This is a genomic window from Amycolatopsis sp. TNS106, assembly GCF_019330265.1.
Taxonomy (GTDB): domain Bacteria; phylum Actinomycetota; class Actinomycetes; order Mycobacteriales; family Pseudonocardiaceae; genus Amycolatopsis; species Amycolatopsis lurida.
The window spans coordinates 657,680-676,141 of record NZ_CP024972.1 but is presented as its reverse complement, the minus strand read 5'-3'; the positions used below and the strand labels follow the sequence as shown (position 1 = coordinate 676,141).

The following is an 18,462-nucleotide window of genomic DNA, read 5'->3' as shown; positions in this document are numbered from 1 at the left end:
AATTTTGGGATACCAAATCGACCGGACGTCCCCGTCGATCGGAGGCCCGCATGACCGCCGCCCCAGCAACCCGGTCCGAAGCGCCTACCACCGAGAACGCCGATCCCCGGCTCTGGAACGAAGATCTCGCCCCGGCGAAAGAACGCCGCTGGAAGGTCTACGACATCTTCGCGCTGTGGATGTCGGACGTGCACAACCTGGGCAACTACACCTTCGCGGCGGGCCTGTTCGTCCTCGGGCTCTCGGCCTGGCAGGTGTTCACCGCGCTGCTGACCGGTTTCGTGCTCATCTACTTCGGCATGAACCTGATGGGCCGGATCGGCCAGAAGACCGGCGTCCCCTTCCCCGTGGTCGCCCGCATCAGTTTTGGCACTTTCGGCGCGAACCTGCCGGCGTTGATTCGCGCGATCATCGCGATCTTCTGGTACGGCATCCAGACCTATCTCGCGTCCGTGGCCATCACGCTGCTTGTGCTCGCGATCGATCCGGGCCTGAAACCGTTGACAGAGGTGGGTTTCCTCGGCCTGCACGCCCTCGGCTGGATCTGCTTCCTCGCGTTGTGGCTCGCGCAGGCGCTCGTGCTCACCCGCGGCATGGAAGCCGTGCGCAAGTTCCAGGACTGGTGCGGTCCCGGTATCTGGGTCGTGATGATCGCGCTCGCGGTGTGGATCCTGGCCGCCGCCGACTGGAACATCTCCTTGACGAGCAACCCGAAGGCACTGTCCACAGGGGAGCAAGTGCGGCAGTGGTTCGGCGCCGTCGGCCTGATCCTGTCCATCTACGGCACCCTGATGCTCAACTTCTGCGACTTCTCCCGGTTCGCCCCCAACCAGAAAACGGTGCGGCGCGGCAACTTCTGGGGCCTGCCGATCAACTCGACGGCGTTCGCGCTGCTGTCGGTCCTGGTGACCGCGGGCAGTCTCCAGGTGTTCGGCGAAGCCATCACCGACCCGGCCGAACTGCTGGCCCGCATCGACAACACCCCCGTGTTGATCATCGGAGCGCTGACCTTCGCGATCGCCACCATGGGCGTGAACATCGTCGCGAACTTCGTTTCGCCCGCCTACGACCTGGCCAACATCTGGCCGAAACGGATCACCTTCACCATCGGCGGGATGATCAGCGCCGTCGCGGCGTTGTGCGTGCTGCCGTGGAAGCTGTACTCCTCCCCCGCGGTGGTCAACTACTTCCTCGGCGGCCTCGGGGCCTTCCTCGGCCCGCTGTTCGGCATCATGATCGTCGACTACTACCTGGTGAAACGCGGCCGGATCGACGTCGGCAAGCTGTTCGTCGCCGGACCCGATTCGCCGTACCACTACAAACGCGGGTTCAACCCGAAGGCGATGATCACCTTTCTGCCCACGGCGGCGTTGTCCGCGATCATCGCGCTGGTGCCGTTCTTCGCCCCCGCCGCGCCGTACTCGTGGTTCATCGGCACCGATTCGGCGGCGGCGCTGTACTTCGCCGTGACGCGGAAGCAGCGGGCCGCGTGATGCGGATCCTGGTCACCAACTGCAACACCACCGAGGCGATGACCAAGGAGATCGAGGCGGGCGCCCGCGCCGCGGCGAGCCCCGGCACCGAGATCCTGGCCAGAACCCCGTCGTGGGGCCCGGAATCCGCGGAAGGCTGGCTGGACAGCTTCCTCAGCGCCGCGGCCGTCCTCGACCTGCTCGACGGGCTGGACGAGCCGTTCGACGCGCTCGTGATGGCCGGTTTCGGCGAGCACGGCCGGGAAGGCGCCCGGGAACTGCTCGACGTCCCGGTCGTCGACATCACCGAGGCCGCCGCGCATCTGGCCTGTCTGCTGGGAAGACGCTACGGCGTCGTGACCACATTGGACCGGACGTGCGGGCTCATCGAAGACAGCCTGCACGCCGCGGGCGTCGCGCGGAACTGCGTCGGCGTCCTCGGTGCCGGGCTCGGCGTCCTCGAACTGTCCGATGAACGCCGGACGGAATCGGCGCTGCTGACCGCCGGACGGCGCGCCCGCGACGCGGGAGCGGAGGTCCTCGTCCTCGGCTGCGCGGGGATGACCGGCCTCGATCGCCGCATCTCGGCGATGCTGGACATCCCGGTGATCGACGGCGTCGCGGCGGCGGTCCGGCTGGCCGAATCCCTGGTCGCTCTCGGCCTCAAGACCAGCCGGGCCGGCTCCTACGCCCGCCCGCTTCCCAAAACCCGCCTCTGGCCCCGCAATTCGTCACCTACTTGCGATGGCCACGATCGCAAGTAGATGACGAATTGCGATGGAGGCTAGTTGCCGTCGGCCGCGATACCGGGGGCCGGAGCCTGGGCGTTACCCGCGATACCGTAGCGGCCCGCGCCGCCTTCGAGCTGTTCGCGCAGCGCCAAGATCGTGGTGACCCGGCCCGCCGCGGTCTCCGCATTGTCCACAGTAGACAGGATCGAGGTCGACGAGGTGTCGGCGCGGACGACGCCGATCGCGCCGGTGCCGTCGGCGGATCCCGCGTCACCGGCCAGGACGGTGCCCGCGCCGGAACGGTCCAGCTGCGCGGCGAACCGCGCGATGGTCGAGGCACGGTCACCGGCGCCGTCCCCGGTGTACTTGGTACCGGTGAGCACGATCGCGAGCTGCGCGGGCTTCACCTCCCCGCCGGTCTTGAGGAAACCGCCGTCGGTGAGCCCGCCGAGCGCGGCCGCCAGCTCCACCGGTGTGGACTGCGGCTGCGCGTTGTCCTTGTTCAGCAACGCCACCGAGCCGAGCAGAGCGCCCGCGAGGGTGCCCGGGTCGCCCGCGGTCGGGAACTGGACACCGGCGGGCTGGAGCCGGGAAACGACGTCGCGCAGCTGATCGGACCGCATCGGGTCGGAGAACGCCTCGGTCAGCTGGATCTCCCCGGTGACGGCGGCGCCGGCCTGACCGACGAGCTGCTTGAGCGCGTCGCGGTCCGCGGGCTTCGCGTCCTCGGTGGTCACCAGCACCACCGAACGCTTGTCCAGCTGCCCGGCGACGACCTTCGGCCCCATCGCGCCGGCGAACGCGTCCGCGTCACCGAGCCTGGCGTTGAGCGTGTTGCGCTGTGCCTCCAGATCCGCGACCTGGGAACCCAGATCCTCCTTCTGGCCGGCGAGACCGGAGAGCAGGGCACCGTTCAGCGCCGTGGACCCGAGCACCACTCCGAGGGCGAGCGCCAGGAAGCAGGCGGCGATGGAAACGATGTGGTACCGCAGTGAAATCACGTGAAGAGTCCCTTGCCCCAGGCGATGAACGAGTTCCAGGTGTCGCGGATCCAGTCGAGATAGACCGAACCCACGTCGGACACCAGCAGTGCGGCCGCTACGGCAACCAGGGTCGCGACGACCAGCAGGACGATGGCGCCGATGGACACCCGGCTGCGGTGCAGGGTCGCGACCGCCTTGCCGTCGACCAGTTTCGTGCCGAGCTTGAGCCGGGTGAGGAACGTCGACGGGTTCGAGCCGGACCGGCCGTGGTCGAGGAACTCCCGCAGCGTCGCCTGGAAACCGACGGTGACCACCAGGCTCGCCTCGTGCGCGTCGGCCAGCAGCAGCGCCAGGTCCTCGGCGTTGCCCGTCGCGGGGAAGGTGACCGCGCCGATCCCGAGGTCCTGGATGCGCTCGACACCCGGCGCGTGCCCGTCCGGTTGCGCCGGCACCACGACCTCACCACCGCTCCGCAGCGTCTCCGCGCCGATCCCGTGCGGGTCGCCGACGATGACGTCCGGCTGGTACCCCTGCGCGCGCAGGGTGTCGGCCCCGGCGTCGACACCGATCAGCACCGGCCGGTGCTCGCCGATGTACTTCTTCAGCTTCTTGAGGTCTTCGGCGTGCCCGTTGCCGCCCGCGACCACGAGGGCGTGCCGGTCCTTGAGCGGAACCCGGATCTCCGGGACACCGACACCGTCGAGGATGAGGCTGCGCTCCCGGCGGAGGAATTCGATCGTGTTCGCGGAGAACGCCTCGAGCTGGGTGGACATCCCGGCCTTGGCCTCGATCATCTGGTCCGCGACGCTCTCCCGCGTCTGCTGGACACCCGAGCCGAGCTGCCGCTCACCGATGTAGACGACGCCTTCGTGCAGGCGGAGTTTCGTGCCGTCCTTGACCTTGCGCAGCAGCTCGCCGCCGACCGAATCGACGAGCGGGATCCCGGCCTCCAGCAGGATCTCCGGGCCCAGATTGGGGAAACGGCCGGAGATCGACGGCGAGGCGTTCACCACCGCCGCGACTTCGGCCTCCACCAAGGCATCGGCCGTCGACCGGTCCAGGTCGAGCTGGTCGAGGACGACGATGTCGCCGGGGCTCAGCCGTCGGAGCAGCTCGCGCGTACGCCGGTCGACCCTGGCGACGCCGGTGATCCCGGGGAGGGTCTCTTGGTTACGCGAGAGCAAGCCGGTGAGCTTCATGCGACCGATAGTGACAAATTCGCGCGGCCTTCCGTGTCCGCCACGCCGATGGAAACACGCCGATTAACCCACACCGGTTCGGCCGCGGCCTCCCGCGACGAACGTTGCGAAAGCCACTTTCGCAACCCTCAGTGTTGCGAAAGTGGCTTTCGCAACACTCTTCCGAGTACCTCGCCCCGGCCAGAGCGAGAGAAGTAGTGAAGGCCTCCTTCACTACCCTGAAGGTAGGGAAGGAGGCCTTCACGGACTCACGCAGACGGAGCTTACTTCGCCTTCTTCCGCTTCCCCCCGCGACGGGCTTTGGGCTTGTCCGGCGCGCTCTTGTCGGCCTCGGCCACGGCGAGCAATTCCTCCGCGTGCGCCCGGCCGGTCTCGGTGCTTTCCATTCCGGCGAGCATGCGGGCGAGCTCGACGACACGCTCGGATTGTTCGAGCACGCGCACACCACTGCGCGTCACCCCGCCGCTGGTGCCCTTGTCCACCACCAGATGCTGGTCGGCGAACGCGGCCACCTGCGGCAGGTGCGTGACCACCAGGACCTGGTGACTGCGCGCGAGCCGCGCGAGCCGCCTGCCGATCTCGACCGCGGCCCGGCCGCCGACCCCGGCGTCGACCTCGTCGAACACCAGTGTCTGCACGGTGTCCGCGTGCGCGAGGACGACCTCGATCGCCAGCATCACGCGGGAAAGCTCACCACCGGAAGCGGCCTTGTGCACCGGAAGCGGCGGCGCGCCGTTGTGCGCCCGCAGCAGCAGCTCGACATCGTCGACACCGTCGGGCCCGGCGTGCACGAGCCTGCCGTCGACCTTCACCGCGTGCGTGTCGCTCTCTTCCACGGTGCGCCGCTCGACGGTGATCTCGATCTCGGCCTGCCCCATGGCGAGCCCGGACATCTCGGCGGTGATCGCCTCGGCGAGTTCGGCGGCGGCCTCGACCCGAGCCTCCGACAGCGTGAGCGCGTGTTCCGCCAGCTTGACGGCGAGTTCGTCGCGGCGCTTGGCCAGTTCGGCCAGCGCCTCTTCGGAGGTGTCCATCGTGGACATCCGGCGGCGGGCGTCTTCGGCCCACGCGAGCACACCGTCCACATCGGCCGCGTATTTGCGCGTGAGCCGCTTCAGATCCGCCTGGCGCGCGAGCACCTTCTCCAGGAGCGCCGGGTCGGCGTCGAGCGTTTCGAGGTAGCTGCCCAGCTCGGTGCCCACTTCGGACAGCAGCACCGAAGCCTCGTCCAGCCGCGGCCCGAGGTCACGCAGCACGGCGTCTTCGGAACCCGTCAGGTGGCGGCTCGCCTCCCCGATCAGCCCCAGCGCGCCGGGTACGTCCGGATCCCCGTCCGGTGAACCGGCGACGGCCGCGTGCGCCGCGCCGGCCGCCGACCGCAGCTCGTCGACCGCGGCGAGCCGTTTGATCTGTTCCGTGAGCTCCGTGTCCTCGCCGGGTTCCGGCGCGACGGCGTCGATCTCGGCGAGGCCGTGGCGCAACAGATCGGCCTGCTGCGCCATCTCGCGGGAACGGGTGGAGCGCTCGGTCAGTTCGGCGACGACGGCGAGCCACTCGTCCCGGACCGCGCGGTATCGCTCGAGCGGTTCGGTGACGGCCTCACCGGCGAACCGGTCGATCACCGCGCGCTGCTCGGCGGGCCGCAGCAGCCGCAGCTGATCGTTCTGCCCGTGGACGGCGATCAGTTGTTCGGACAGGTCGGCCAGTACCCCGACCGGCACCGACCGGCCACCGAGGTGGGCACGGGACCGGCCGTCGACCGAGACCGCGCGCAGCGCGATGACGCTGCCGTCCTCGTCGACCTCCGCCCCGGCGTCGGTGACGATCCGGGTGGCACCCTCGGCACCGCCCAGCTCGAATCGGCCTTCCACGAAGGCCTTCAGCATTCCCGTCCGCACCTTGGACACTTCGGCTCGGCCGCCGGAGAGCAGGTGCAACCCGCTGACGACCATGGTCTTGCCCGCACCCGTCTCACCGGTGACGACGGTGAAGCCCGCGTGCAGTTCCAGCAGGGCGTCCTCGATGACTCCGAGGCCCTGGATGCGCATCTCGGCCAGCACGACGCCCACCGTAGCGGCCCACCCCGACCATTCCCGCACCCGGCACGTCATGAAAGGGGCCTTGACGACGAAAGTTGTCTTCAAAGGCCCTTTCACGACATCCGTCAGCGGGCGTGTCGCTCCCGCCAGCCCTTGATCGGCAACGAGAACTTGTGCACCAGCCGGTCGGTGAACGGGCCTTCCCACAACCGGACCAGGCGCACCGGCACCCGGCCGCAGGTGACCCGCACGGCCGCGCCGGCGGGAAGATCGAAGGTCCGCGATCCGTCGCAGGTCAGGACGGCGGGCGAACCGTCCGGATCGATGGCGACGGTGATCTCCGAATCACGCGAGACGACCAGCGGCCGGGAGAACATCGCGTGCGCGTTGCTCGGGACCACCAGCAGGGCCTGGACGTCCGGCCAGATGATCGGCCCGCCCGCGGAGAACGCGTACGCCGTCGAGCCGGTCGGAGTGGCGCACAGGACGCCGTCGCAGCCGAAGGACGACACCGGCCTTCCGTCGACCTCGATGAGTGCGTCCAGGACGCGCTCACGTGAGCTCTTCTCGACACTGGCCTCGTTGAGCGCCCAGGTGTGGACGGTCTCCTCACCGTCGACGGTCACGACGACGTCGACGGTCATCCGCTCTTCGACCTGGTAGTCGCCGTCGACGGCACGCTGGACGGTGTCGGCGAGCTTGTCCGAATCGGCCTCCGCCAGGAAGCCGACCCGGCCGAGGTTCACGCCGAGGACCGGGACGCCGTTCGGCCTCGCCAGTTCCGCGGCCCGCAGCAGGGTGCCGTCGCCGCCGAGCACGAACACCAGCTCGGTGCCGGCGGCGGGGTCCTGCTCCGGTGCCATGACCGTGCAGGGCGCGCCGATCCCGCCATCGGCTTCCAGCATCTCCCGGACGTCTTCGTCGAGGACCCGAAGCCGTACACCCGCCTTGGCGAAACGGGCCGAAACCTCGCGTGCCGCGTCCCGGGTCGCGTCCCGGTCCGGGTGCACGACGAGCAGCACCTCGCGATCGCTCATTGGGGTCCCTCCAGGACTGCGGTCCGGACGAGCCGCTCGGCGTCGGTGCCGGCGGTCTCCCCCGCCCCGCGGGTAAGCCAGACGAAATATTCGACGTTGCCCGACGGCCCGGGAAGCGGGCTCGCCACGACACCGCGCAGGCTCAGGTCCAGCTTCTCGGCCTCGGCCAGCACACCGAGCACCGATTCGGCGCGCAGTTCCGGATCGCGGACGACGCCGCCGCTGCCGAGCCGGTCCTTACCGACCTCGAACTGCGGTTTCACCATCGGCACCAGATCCGCGCCGTCCCGCGCGCAGGCGGCCAGCGCGGGCAGCACGAGTTTGAGCGAGATGAACGAGAGGTCCCCGACCACGAGGTCGACCTGCCCGCCGAGGTCTTCCGGGGTCAGGTTGCGGACGTTCGTCTTGTCCAGGACGACCACCCGGTCGTCGGTGCGCAGGCGCCAGTCCAGCAGGCCGCGGCCGACGTCGGCCGCGATCACCGTGGCGGCGCCGTTGCGCAGCAGGACATCGGTGAAGCCACCGGTCGAGGCGCCCGCGTCGAGGCAGCGTTTTCCCTCGGTGGAAAGACCTTGCGGGGTGAAGGCTTCGAGCGCGCCGAGCAGTTTGTGCGCGCCGCGCGACGCCCAGCCCGGATCGTCGCCGTCGCGCACCACGATCGGCGCGCCGGACTCGACCCCGGTCGCGGGTTTGGTGGCCACCATGCCGCGCACGGTGACCTTGCCTTCGGCGATCAGCGCCGACGCCTGCTCCCGGGATCGGGCGAGTCCCCGCCGGACGAGCTCCGCGTCCAGACGGGCGCGTTTGGGCACGCGGTCAGACCTTGTCGATGGTGGACAGCGCCACCGTCAGCTCGGTGTGCACGGCCTCGAACCGGTCGACGTGCTCCGAGAGCGGAAGCGCGGCGAGGTCGTCGAGACCCGCCACGGCTTCGTCGATCCCGGCTCGGGGATCCGTGTCCTGCTGCGTGTACTGATCCGCATGGACCGCCGGAGGCCCGGGCACCGGCGGAGGGCCCGGCACCGGCGGTCGCGGCACGGGGTGGAAGTGGTCTTGCACCCCACCAAGTTAGCAGCGCTGGTCAGCCGAGGCGCAGCTCGGCGAGCGCGGCGCGGGCGGTGTCGCCCACACCACGGACCTCGGTGATCCCCGAGTCCCAGGCCGCCGCGCACAACGCGCGCAACAGGTCGAGGGAGTCGCCTTCACCATCGGCTTCGAGGACGTCACCCTGTGCGGTGACACGCCAGCCGTCCTTGAGCCCGATTTCGAGAAGATCCGCCCGGCTGCTCAGGCCGGACAGGTCCCACGCGAGGTAGCGCGGACGCTCCTCGGGCCTCGCCGAGATCAGGGACGCCGCGTCGGCGACGCCGGTCAGGACGCAGAGCGCGTCGATCCCGGCCGCGACCGCGCCCTCGATATCGGTGTCGAGCCGGTCGCCCACGACGAGGGCACGTTCCGCGCCCGCGTCCCGCGCCGCCGTCGTGAACAGCCCCGGCGCCGGCTTGCCCGCCACCAACGGCTCGACGCCGGTGGCGTGGCGCAACGCGGCCACCATCGATCCGTTGCCCGGCAGCAGACCACGTTCGCTGGGCAGGGTCGCGTCGACGTTCGTCGCCACCCAGAGCGCGCCCGCGCGGATGGCGAGACACGCCTCCGCGAGGGCCGCCCAGGTGTTCTGCGGCGAGTGCCCTTGCACCACCGCGGCCACGTCCGGACCGGCTTCCCGGACCGTCAGCAGGCCGGCGGACTCGACCTCGGCGGCCAGCGAATCCGTACCCACGACGAGGACCACCGCGCCCTGAGGCAACCGCTCACCCAGCAGGGCGGCGGCGGCCTGAGAGCTCGTGTGGACCTCTTCGGGGGTGGCGGGCAGTCCGAGTGCCTCCAGGTGCGCGGAGACCTCCGCGGGTGCCTTGGAGGCGTTGTTGGTCACCCACCGGACGGCCGTGCCGTGGTCCCGAAGCGCCCGAAGCGCTTCCGGTGCGCCCGGGACCACTTCGGTGCCGTGATAGACCGTGCCGTCGAGGTCGAACAGGACCGCGTCGTATCCGGCCGACAGGGCGTCAGCCATTCGTGAGCTCCGCGGCGCGCTCGGCGGCGTCGGTCTCGTCCTCCTCGTCGGCCTCTGCCGCGTTCAGGAACCAGCGGATCGCCTCGTCCTTGCGGTCGGCGGCGGCGAGGTTGTCGGCGTAGGCGTAGAACAGCCGGGCGCTCCAGGGGTCGCGCTTCTCCGCCTTGAGGTCGTCACCCTGCAGGGAGACGACGGCGGCGTCCAGCTGGCCGAGGTCACGTCGCGCGCCCGCCGCGACGATCGCGAGTTCGATCTGAGTCGCCTTGGACAGGCGCTCCTTGTCGACCTCCTTCGCGAGGTCGAGCGCGCGCTCCGGCCGGCCGATGGCGCGCTCGGCGTCGGCGATGATCGCGATGTGGTCGTCGGCCCGGGTCATCCGGCGGACGGCCCGCAGCTCGGACAGCGCCTCGGACCAGTTGCCCGCGTGGTAAGCGACCAGGCCGAGCGCCTCACGGACGATCGGGACCCGCGATGCCTTGGCCTTCGCGTACTTGGCGTGCTCCATCGCGGCTTCGGGATCCTCGTCGACGAGGCCACCGGCCGCGACCAGGTGCTTGCCGACGGTCTCCGCGAGTGCCTTGGGCAGGGTGCGGAGTTCCCGGCGGACCTCTTCGTCGAGGTCGGAGAACTCGATGCCTTCGGGCAGCTCGGGAGCCTCGAGCAGCTCGCGCGCCAAGGTCTCGTCGTCGACCGGCCTGTCCTCGGTACGCGGCGATGAGCGGAAGTCCTTGCGGCCTTCGGACCGGTCGCGCTGGGGACGGTCGTCGCGCTTGCGGTCGAATCCACCACGGGAGTCGCCGCGCTTGTCGTCGTAACGCTTCTCCGGGCGGTCGCCGGACGGGCGACGGTCCCCGCGGTTGTCACGGTCGCCGTAGGACTTGCGCTCGTAGCCACCACCGCTGGGACGACGGTCGCCCGAGGACGAGCCGCGCCGGTCACCGTTGTACCCGCCGGAACGGGAACCGCCACGATCGTCACGGTCGCGATAGGACTTGTCGCCGCCACGGTTGTCGCGGTCGCCGTGGGACGGACGCCGGTCGTCGCGGTCGCCGTAGGACTTGCCCTGGGGGCGTCCCTCGTAACGGTTGCCGGACGGGCGGTCGTCGGAACGGCCGCGGTTGTCCGAGCCGTAGCCGGAACGGGCCGGACGGCTGTCGGAGCGCTTCTCGTACCGGCCCTCGGAACGGTTGTCCGAGCGGTTGTCGTAACGGCGCTCAGGACGGCTGTCGGACGAGCGGTAGCCGCCCCTGTTCTCGGACCGGTAGCCACCGCGGTTGTCACTGCCGCGGTTGTCACTGCCGCGGTTGTCGTTGCCACGACTGTCACTGCCGCGGTTGTCCCGGTTGTCGCCGCCGCGGTAACCACCGCGATCGCCGCCACGGCTGTCGGACCGGTAACCGCCGCGGCTGTCGCCACCCCGGTTGTCCGAGCGGTAACCGCCGCGGCTGTCTCCGCCACGGTTGTCCCGGTTGTCACCACCGCGATATCCACCGCGGTCGCCGCCACGGCTGTCGCGGCTGTCCGAGCGGTAACCGCCGCGGTCACCGCCCTTGAAGTCGCGGTTGTCGCGCCGGTCGTCGGAGCGGAAGCCGCCACGACGGTCGTTGTCGCGGCCGCCGGACCGGTCGTCGCTGGTGTAGCGGGGGCGGTTCTCGTCGCGTCCCTGGCCTGCGAATCGGCTGCCACCGGGGCGCTGGTCACGGGGGCCGTCGCCGCTGCGCGCGGGTTTGCCGGAGTAGCTGCTCCCGGAACCGCGGGCTCCACGGTCGTCCCTGCGCGGGCGGCCCTGGTAGCCACCATCGCGGCCGCCCCGGTCCTGCCGTCCGCCGGCGGAACCGCGCCGGTCACCTCGCTGCGCGTCAGACCGGCCTCCGCGGGGACTGTCGTCCCGGCGACCCGACCGGCCGGACGCGCCATCATCTGAGTCACGTCGACCGAACTCGGACACCTGGCCTCCTGCCACTATTGAAAAGTTTCGACACTTGCGCCCACCCGTCAGGTGGGCCAACGGACCATTCTAGTCGGTCCATGGACATGAAAAGAGACAGGGCCCTGACCGGGGAGAACCTGTTGGGGTTCTCAACCCTGGTCAGGACCCTGTCCTGAAGTTAGTCCGGCGGTGTCCTACTCTCCCACAACCCTTCGGTTGCAGTACCATCGGCGCTGTCAGGCTTAGCTTCCGGGTTCGGAATGGGACCGGGCGTTTCCCTGACGCTATAACCACCGAAACACTATGAAACACCCACACACGCTCACACATTGTGTGTGGTTGTGTGGTGTTTCAGAGCTGCAGAGTGGATGCGTAACATCTTTGTGGGCAAGTCCTCGGCCTATTAGTACCAGTCAACTCGACAACACATTACTGTGCTTCCATTTCTGGCCTATCAACCCAATGGTCTGTTGGGGGCCTTAACCCACAAGGGGTGGGATACCTCATCTTGGAACAGGCTTCCCGCTTAGATGCCTTCAGCGGTTATCCCTTCCGAACGTGGCCAACCAGCCATGCCACTGGCGTGACAACTGGCATACCAGAGGTTCGTCCGTCCCGGTCCTCTCGTACTAGGGACAGCCTTCCTCAAGTATCCTACGCGCGCGGCGGATAGGGACCGAACTGTCTCACGACGTTCTAAACCCAGCTCGCGTGCCGCTTTAATGGGCGAACAGCCCAACCCTTGGGACCTACTCCGGCCCCAGGATGCGACGAGCCGACATCGAGGTGCCAAACCATGCCGTCGATATGGACTCTTGGGCAAGATCAGCCTGTTATCCCCGGGGTACCTTTTATCCGTTGAGCGACACCCCTTCCACCAGGTGGTGCCGGATCACTAGTCCCGACTTTCGTCCCTGCTCGACATGTCTGTCTCACAGTCAAGCTCCCTTGTGCACTTGCACTCAACACCTGATTGCCAACCAGGCTGAGGGAACCTTTGGGCGCCTCCGTTACTCTTTAGGAGGCAACCGCCCCAGTTAAACTACCCATCAGGCACTGTCCCTGAACCAGATCATGGTCCGAGGTTCAGATTCCCAATCCGACCAGAGTGGTATTTCAACAACGACTCCACCAACACTAGCGTGCCAGCTTCACAGTCTCCCACCTATCCTACACAAGCCGAACCGAAAACCAATACCAAACTATAGTAAAGGTCCCGGGGTCTTTCCGTCCTGCCGCGCGTAACGAGCATCTTTACTCGTAGTGCAATTTCGCCGGGCCTGTGGTTGAGACAGCCGGAAAGTCGTTACGCCATTCGTGCAGGTCGGAACTTACCCGACAAGGAATTTCGCTACCTTAGGATGGTTATAGTTACCACCGCCGTTTACTGGCGCTTAAATTCTCAGCTTCACCCCGAAGGGTTAACCGGTCCTCTTAACGTTCCAGCACCGGGCAGGCGTCAGTCCATATACATCGTCTTGCGACTTCGCATGGACCTGTGTTTTTAGTAAACAGTCGCTTTCCGCTGGTCTCTGCGGCCACCCACCCCTAGTCCGCAAGGGACTTCAGAGTGTTTGGCCCCCCTTCTCCCGAAGTTACGGGGGCATTTTGCCGAGTTCCTTAACCACAGTTCACCCGATCGCCTTAGTATTCTCTACCTGACCACCTGTGTTGGTTTGGGGTACGGGCCGTGCACGCACTCGCTAGAGGCTTTTCTCGGCAGCATAGGATCACTCTACTTCGCCTCAATCGGCTACGCATCACGTCTCAACCTTGATGAGCGGCGGATTTGCCTACCACTCGGTCTACACGCTTACACCAGTACTACCACTCACTGGCGGAGCTACCTTCCTGCGTCACCCCATCACTCGACTACTACGGAATCAGATCCCACGCTCCACACAGAAACCTCCGTCCGAAGACATCGGTAACCGGCTTTGGGTGGTTAGTATCAACCGCCTCATCCTGGGCGCACGTGCTCGGGTACGGGAATATCAACCCGTTATCCATCGACTACGCCTGTCGGCCTCGCCTTAGGTCCCGACTTACCCTGGGCGGATTAGCCTGGCCCAGGAACCCTTGGTCATCCGGCGGCAGAGTTTCTCACTCTGCATTCGCTACTCATGCCTGCATTCTCACTCCCACACCCTCCACGACTGGCTTCCGCCGCCGCTTCCCTGGATGCAGGACGCTCCCCTACCCATCCATACCACTGCATCACACTCTCAAGGAGGTGATGGATGTACATGTATGAATGACACAGCTTCGGCGGTGTGCTTAAGCCCCGCTACATTGTCGGCGCAGGACCACTTGACCAGTGAGCTATTACGCACTCTTTCAAGGGTGGCTGCTTCTAAGCCAACCTCCTGGTTGTCTGGGCAATCCCACATCCTTTCCCACTGAGCACACACTTAGGGGCCTTAGCTGGTGTTCTGGGCTGTTTCCCTCTCGACGACGAAGCTTATCCCCCGCCGTCTCACTGCCACACTCTCACACCACGGTATTCGGAGTTTGGTTGATTTCGGTAACCCGGTAAGGCCCCTAGACCATCCAGTAGCTCTACCCCCGTGGAGAAACATGTGACGCTGCACCTAAATGCATTTCGGGGAGAACCAGCTATCACGGAGTTTGATTGGCCTTTCACCCCTACCCACAGCTCATCCCCTCAGTTTTCAACCTAAGTGGGTTCGGCCCTCCACGTCGTCTTACCGACGCTTCAGCCTGGCCATGGGTAGATCACTCCGCTTCGGGTCTAGACCACGCGACTCAATCGCCCTATTCAGACTCGCTTTCGCTACGGCTACCCCACACGGGTTAACCTCGCCACGCAGCACTAACTCGCAGGCTCATTCTTCAAAAGGCACGCCATCACCTCAACATCACAAGGATGTGCTCGGGCTCTGACGGCTTGTAGGCACACGGTTTCAGGTACTCTTTCACTCCCCTCCCGGGGTACTTTTCATCTTTCCCTCACGGTACTAGTCCGCTATCGGTCTTCAGGAAGTATTTAGGCTTACCGGGTGGTCCCGGCAGATTCACAGCAAATTCCACGAGCTCGCTGCTACTCGGGAACACCAAACAAACAATCCACAACGTGTTTTCGCGTACGGGACTCTCACCCACTCCGGTCGCCCATCCCAAGACGTTCCACTAACACGCGCGATCATTCCGAGGACTGTCAGATCCTCGACGCTGGGTCCCACAACACCGCTCATACAACGCCTGACAGCTTGACATATAAACGGTTTAGCCTCTTCCGCTTTCGCTCGCCACTACTCACGGAATCACGGTTGTTTTCTCTTCCTACGGGTACTGAGATGTTTCACTTCCCCGCGTTCCCTCCACACACCCTATATATTCAGATGCGGGTAACACCACATAACTGGTGCTGGGTTTCCCCATTCGGAAATCCTCGGATCACAGCTCGGTTGACAGCTCCCCGAGGCATATCGCAGCCTCCCACGTCCTTCATCGGCTCCTGAAGCCAAGACATCCACCATGTGCCCTTAACAACTTGACCACAAAGATGCTCGCATCCACTCTACAGTTCTCAAACACCACACCAGAAACAAACGTCCCGGGGCGTAAGCCCCTCGGCGTGTTGCCTCAGGACCCAACAGCATGCCAGCGAACAATCCCTCCGACTCCCCAGAAGCACCCGTTCCACGCACCCGAAGATGCAGTACTTGAGCGTCCCAGCAGAAGCCGGCGACACCATAACCAGTAGTTCCACAATTCCTTGAGCAAGCCCGGCAACACCACATTCGGGTGTTGAGCCGTGCCCACTCCACCACCGTTGCTCCGGGTATCCCGGCGGGGTGGATGTGTTGCTCCTTAGAAAGGAGGTGATCCAGCCGCACCTTCCGGTACGGCTACCTTGTTACGACTTCGTCCCAATCGCCAGTCCCACCTTCGACCACTCCCTCTGCAAGCAGTTGGGCCATGGGCTTCGGGTGTTACCGACTTTCATGACGTGACGGGCGGTGTGTACAAGGCCCGGGAACGTATTCACCGCAGCGTTGCTGATCTGCGATTACTAGCGACTCCGACTTCACGCAGTCGAGTTGCAGACTGCGATCCGAACTGAGACCGGCTTTAAGGGATTCGCTCCACCTCGCGGTATCGCAGCCCTCTGTACCAGCCATTGTAGCATGTGTGAAGCCCTGGACATAAGGGGCATGATGACTTGACGTCATCCCCACCTTCCTCCGAGTTGACCCCGGCAGTCTCCCACGAGTCCCCGCCATCACGCGCTGGCAACGTAGGATAAGGGTTGCGCTCGTTGCGGGACTTAACCCAACATCTCACGACACGAGCTGACGACAGCCATGCACCACCTGTACACCAACCACAAGGGAAGCCCTATCTCTAGGGATGTCTGGCGCATGTCAAGCCCAGGTAAGGTTCTTCGCGTTGCATCGAATTAATCCACATGCTCCGCCGCTTGTGCGGGCCCCCGTCAATTCCTTTGAGTTTTAGCCTTGCGGCCGTACTCCCCAGGCGGGGCGCTTAATGCGTTAGCTACGGCACGGACAACGTGGATGTCGCCCACACCTAGCGCCCAACGTTTACAGCGTGGACTACCAGGGTATCTAATCCTGTTCGCTCCCCACGCTTTCGCTCCTCAGCGTCAGTATCGGCCCAGAGACCCGCCTTCGCCACCGGTGTTCCTCCTGATATCTGCGCATTTCACCGCTACACCAGGAATTCCAGTCTCCCCTACCGAACTCAAGTCTGCCCGTATCGCCCGCACGCTCCACGTTAAGCGTGGAGTTTTCACGAACGACGCGACAAACCGCCTACGAGCTCTTTACGCCCAATAATTCCGGACAACGCTCGCACCCTACGTATTACCGCGGCTGCTGGCACGTAGTTAGCCGGTGCTTCTTATCCAGGTACCGTCACTTGCGCTTCGTCCCTGGCGAAAGAGGTTTACAACCCGAAGGCCGTCATCCCTCACGCGGCGTCGCTGCATCAGGCTTGCGCCCATTGTGCAATATTCCCCACTGCTGCCTCCCGTAGGAGTCTGGGCCGTGTCTCAGTCCCAGTGTGGCCGGTCACCCTCTCAGGCCGGCTACCCGTCGTCGCCTTGGTAGGCCATTACCCCACCAACAAGCTGATAGGCCGCGGGCTCATCCTGTACCGCCGGAGCTTTCCACCAAACCCCATGCGAGGCCCGGTCATATCCGGTATTAGACCCAGTTTCCCAGGCTTATCCCAAAGTACAGGGCAGATTGCCCACGTGTTACTCACCCGTTCGCCACTAATCCACCCCGAAAGGCTTCATCGTTCGACTTGCATGTGTTAAGCACGCCGCCAGCGTTCGTCCTGAGCCAGGATCAAACTCTCCAACAATGTCAAATTTGATCGAGGCAAATTTACTTGCTCTCAAAGGAACCTCAAACGAGGTTCAAATACATAAGCTCTACTGGCTTAGTTCACTAGCACACTGTTGAGTTCTCAAGCAACACACCCCAGATCGCACCGCAGCTACACGGCCTTATCCGAAGCAGTCATTCCTAGCAGTTTTTGGTGGGACACCCACTCAATCGCACTGAGTCTTTCAACTCCGAGGCGAGAGCTTGGTTCGTGTCCCGGTCGGCCACCCGGTTTCCCTGGCGACTTGGAGAACTTTACACGCCCCGGAAGGGCCCGAAACAGGGGGGTACCTTAACTGCGTTTCCGCAGGTCAGGGGCCCTGTTTCGGGCCTGGGCCGCGATCAGCCCCCGACGCGCACGCCGGCGACGTTGCGCTTGCCCTTGCGAACCACGAGCCAGCGGCCGTGCAGAGCGTCGTCCGCGGACGGCTTCCACTCCTCGTCGGCGATCTTGGTGTTGTTGACGTACGCGCCGCCTTCCTTGACGGTGCGGCGCGCGGCGCCCTTGCTGTCGACGAGCCCGGCGGCGATCAGCAGGTCGACGATGGTCGACTCGCCGTTCGGGTCGACCTCGCCGTTGGGGACCTCGGCCATGGCGGCGTCGAGGGTCGCCGAGTCGAGCTCACGCAGCTCTCCCCTGCCGAACAGCGCCTGGCTCGCGGCGATGACCTGGCGGGTCGCCTCTTCGCCGTGCACCAGGGTCGTGAAGTCCTCCGCCAGCTTCCGCTGCGCGGACCGCAGGTGGGGACGCTGTTCGGTGTCCTCGGCCAGTGCCGCGATCTCCTCCTGCCCGAGGAAGGAGAACATCCGCAGGTAGCGGATGACGTCGGCGTCGGCGACGTTCACGAAGTACTGGAACCACGCGTACGGCGAGGTCATCTCCGGGTCGAGCCAGACACTGCCGCCACCGGTGGACTTGCCGAACTTGCGTCCTTCGGTGTCGGTGACCAGCGGTGCGGTCAGCGCGTGGGTGTGACCACCATCGGTCCGGCGGATCAGGTCGACGCCGCCGACGAGGTTTCCCCACTGGTCCGAGCCGCCGATCTGCAGCTTGCAGCCGTACTCGCGGTACAGGTGCAGGTAGTCCTGCGACTGCAGCAGCAGGTAGCTGAACTCGGTGTAGGACATGCCGTCGGCCTCGAGGCGGCGCTTCACCGTCTCGCGGTTCAGCATCATGTTGACCGGGAAGTGCTTGCCGACGTCGCGCAGGAACTCGACCACGGTCTGCTTGCCGGTCCAGTTCAGGTTGTTCTCGATGACCGCGCCGGTCGGCGAGTCGTCGAAGTCGACGAAGCGCTCCAGCTGCCCGCGGATCCGGTCCGCCCACTCGGCGACGGTGTCCAGCGTGTTGAGTGTGCGCTCACCGGTGTCGCGCGGGTCGCCGATCATCCCGGTCGCGACGCCCGCCAGCACGATCGGCCGGTGACCGGCCCGCTGGAAACGGGAGAGCATCAGCAGCGGGACCAGGTTGCCTGCGTGCAGGCTGGGCGCGGTCGGGTCGAATCCGCAATAGAGCGTGAGGGGTCCTTGGTCGAGGTCTCGCCGCAGTGCGTCGATGTCGGTGGATTGCGCGATCAGGCCGCGCCAGGTCAACTCGTCAAGGATGTGCTCGCTCACGCCTG

At 65.9% G+C, this 18,462-nt stretch carries 11 protein-coding genes and 3 rRNA genes; 2 read left to right on the top strand and 12 right to left on the bottom strand.

Going from position 1 to position 18,462, the window contains the following annotated elements:
- The first annotated feature begins 50 nt into the window (after positions 1 to 50).
- A complete protein-coding gene (locus CVV72_RS03275) occupies positions 51 to 1,493 on the top strand; it encodes an NCS1 family nucleobase:cation symporter-1 (protein WP_219150968.1) in 1,443 nt (480 codons plus the stop codon).
- Complete coding sequence (locus CVV72_RS03270; RefSeq protein ID WP_219150967.1) at positions 1,493 to 2,236, top strand: aspartate/glutamate racemase family protein; 744 nt, start codon at positions 1,493 to 1,495, stop codon at positions 2,234 to 2,236. The genes CVV72_RS03275 and CVV72_RS03270 overlap by 1 nt, the downstream gene beginning before the upstream one ends.
- Before the next feature lie 20 nt (positions 2,237 to 2,256).
- Here the strand turns inward: CVV72_RS03270 and CVV72_RS03265 are convergent, their stop codons facing one another.
- From CVV72_RS03265 to tyrS, 12 genes are all read right to left on the bottom strand, one after another.
- Positions 2,257 to 3,204, bottom strand: a complete 948-nt coding sequence (locus tag CVV72_RS03265; protein ID WP_219150966.1) for a copper transporter — start codon at positions 3,202 to 3,204, stop codon at positions 2,257 to 2,259.
- Positions 3,201 to 4,385: a putative cytokinetic ring protein SteA gene (steA, locus tag CVV72_RS03260; RefSeq protein WP_034322271.1), complete on the bottom strand. Its 1,185-nt coding sequence runs from the start codon at positions 4,383 to 4,385 to the stop codon at positions 3,201 to 3,203. Before steA ends, CVV72_RS03265 begins: the two co-directional genes overlap by 4 nt.
- A 263-nt stretch (positions 4,386 to 4,648) precedes the next feature.
- Entirely contained in the window at positions 4,649 to 6,445 is a 1,797-nt protein-coding gene (gene recN, locus CVV72_RS03255; RefSeq protein WP_219150965.1) for a DNA repair protein RecN, read from the bottom strand.
- A gap of 104 nt (positions 6,446 to 6,549) precedes the next feature.
- Positions 6,550 to 7,461 carry an NAD kinase gene (locus CVV72_RS03250; RefSeq protein WP_219150964.1) on the bottom strand — a complete coding sequence of 304 codons (912 nt, stop codon included), beginning with the start codon at positions 7,459 to 7,461 and terminating at the stop codon, positions 6,550 to 6,552.
- The gene (locus tag CVV72_RS03245; RefSeq protein WP_219150963.1) at positions 7,458 to 8,273 is read right to left on the bottom strand and encodes a TlyA family RNA methyltransferase; all 816 of its coding nucleotides are present in this window, start codon (positions 8,271 to 8,273) and stop codon (positions 7,458 to 7,460) included. The genes CVV72_RS03250 and CVV72_RS03245 overlap by 4 nt, the downstream gene beginning before the upstream one ends.
- 4 nt (positions 8,274 to 8,277) lie before the next feature.
- Complete coding sequence (locus CVV72_RS03240) at positions 8,278 to 8,484, bottom strand: hypothetical protein (RefSeq protein WP_370641947.1); 207 nt, start codon at positions 8,482 to 8,484, stop codon at positions 8,278 to 8,280.
- Between the two features lie 58 nt (positions 8,485 to 8,542).
- Positions 8,543 to 9,532, bottom strand: coding sequence for an HAD-IIA family hydrolase (locus CVV72_RS03235; protein WP_219150962.1), 990 nt, complete (start codon positions 9,530 to 9,532; stop codon positions 8,543 to 8,545).
- Complete coding sequence (locus tag CVV72_RS03230) at positions 9,525 to 11,480, bottom strand: hypothetical protein (RefSeq protein ID WP_219150961.1); 1,956 nt, start codon at positions 11,478 to 11,480, stop codon at positions 9,525 to 9,527. The genes CVV72_RS03235 and CVV72_RS03230 overlap by 8 nt, the downstream gene beginning before the upstream one ends.
- A gap of 163 nt (positions 11,481 to 11,643) precedes the next feature.
- A 5S ribosomal RNA gene (gene rrf, locus CVV72_RS03225) occupies positions 11,644 to 11,760 on the bottom strand.
- 85 nt (positions 11,761 to 11,845) lie between these two features.
- Positions 11,846 to 14,982: ribosomal RNA gene (locus CVV72_RS03220) — 23S ribosomal RNA — on the bottom strand.
- A gap of 318 nt (positions 14,983 to 15,300) precedes the next feature.
- Positions 15,301 to 16,817: ribosomal RNA gene (locus CVV72_RS03215) — 16S ribosomal RNA — on the bottom strand.
- Together the 16S, 23S and 5S rRNA genes form the textbook arrangement of a ribosomal RNA operon.
- 365 nt (positions 16,818 to 17,182) lie before the next feature.
- On the bottom strand, positions 17,183 to 18,457 hold the full coding sequence (gene tyrS / locus CVV72_RS03210) for a tyrosine--tRNA ligase (RefSeq protein ID WP_219150960.1): 1,275 nt from the start codon (positions 18,455 to 18,457) through the stop codon (positions 17,183 to 17,185).
- Between the last annotated feature and the right edge of the window lie 5 nt (positions 18,458 to 18,462).

Coding starts and splice junctions, on each gene's coding strand:
- CVV72_RS03275 (WP_219150968.1), top strand. CDS start 51: ATGACCGCCGCCCCAGCAACCCGGTCCGAAGCGCCTACCACCGAGAAC.
- CVV72_RS03270 (WP_219150967.1), top strand. CDS start 1,493: ATGCGGATCCTGGTCACCAACTGCAACACCACCGAGGCGATGACCAAG.
- steA (WP_034322271.1), bottom strand. CDS start 4,385: ATGAAGCTCACCGGCTTGCTCTCGCGTAACCAAGAGACCCTCCCCGGG.
- CVV72_RS03250 (WP_219150964.1), bottom strand. CDS start 7,461: ATGAGCGATCGCGAGGTGCTGCTCGTCGTGCACCCGGACCGGGACGCG.
- CVV72_RS03235 (WP_219150962.1), bottom strand. CDS start 9,532: ATGGCTGACGCCCTGTCGGCCGGATACGACGCGGTCCTGTTCGACCTC.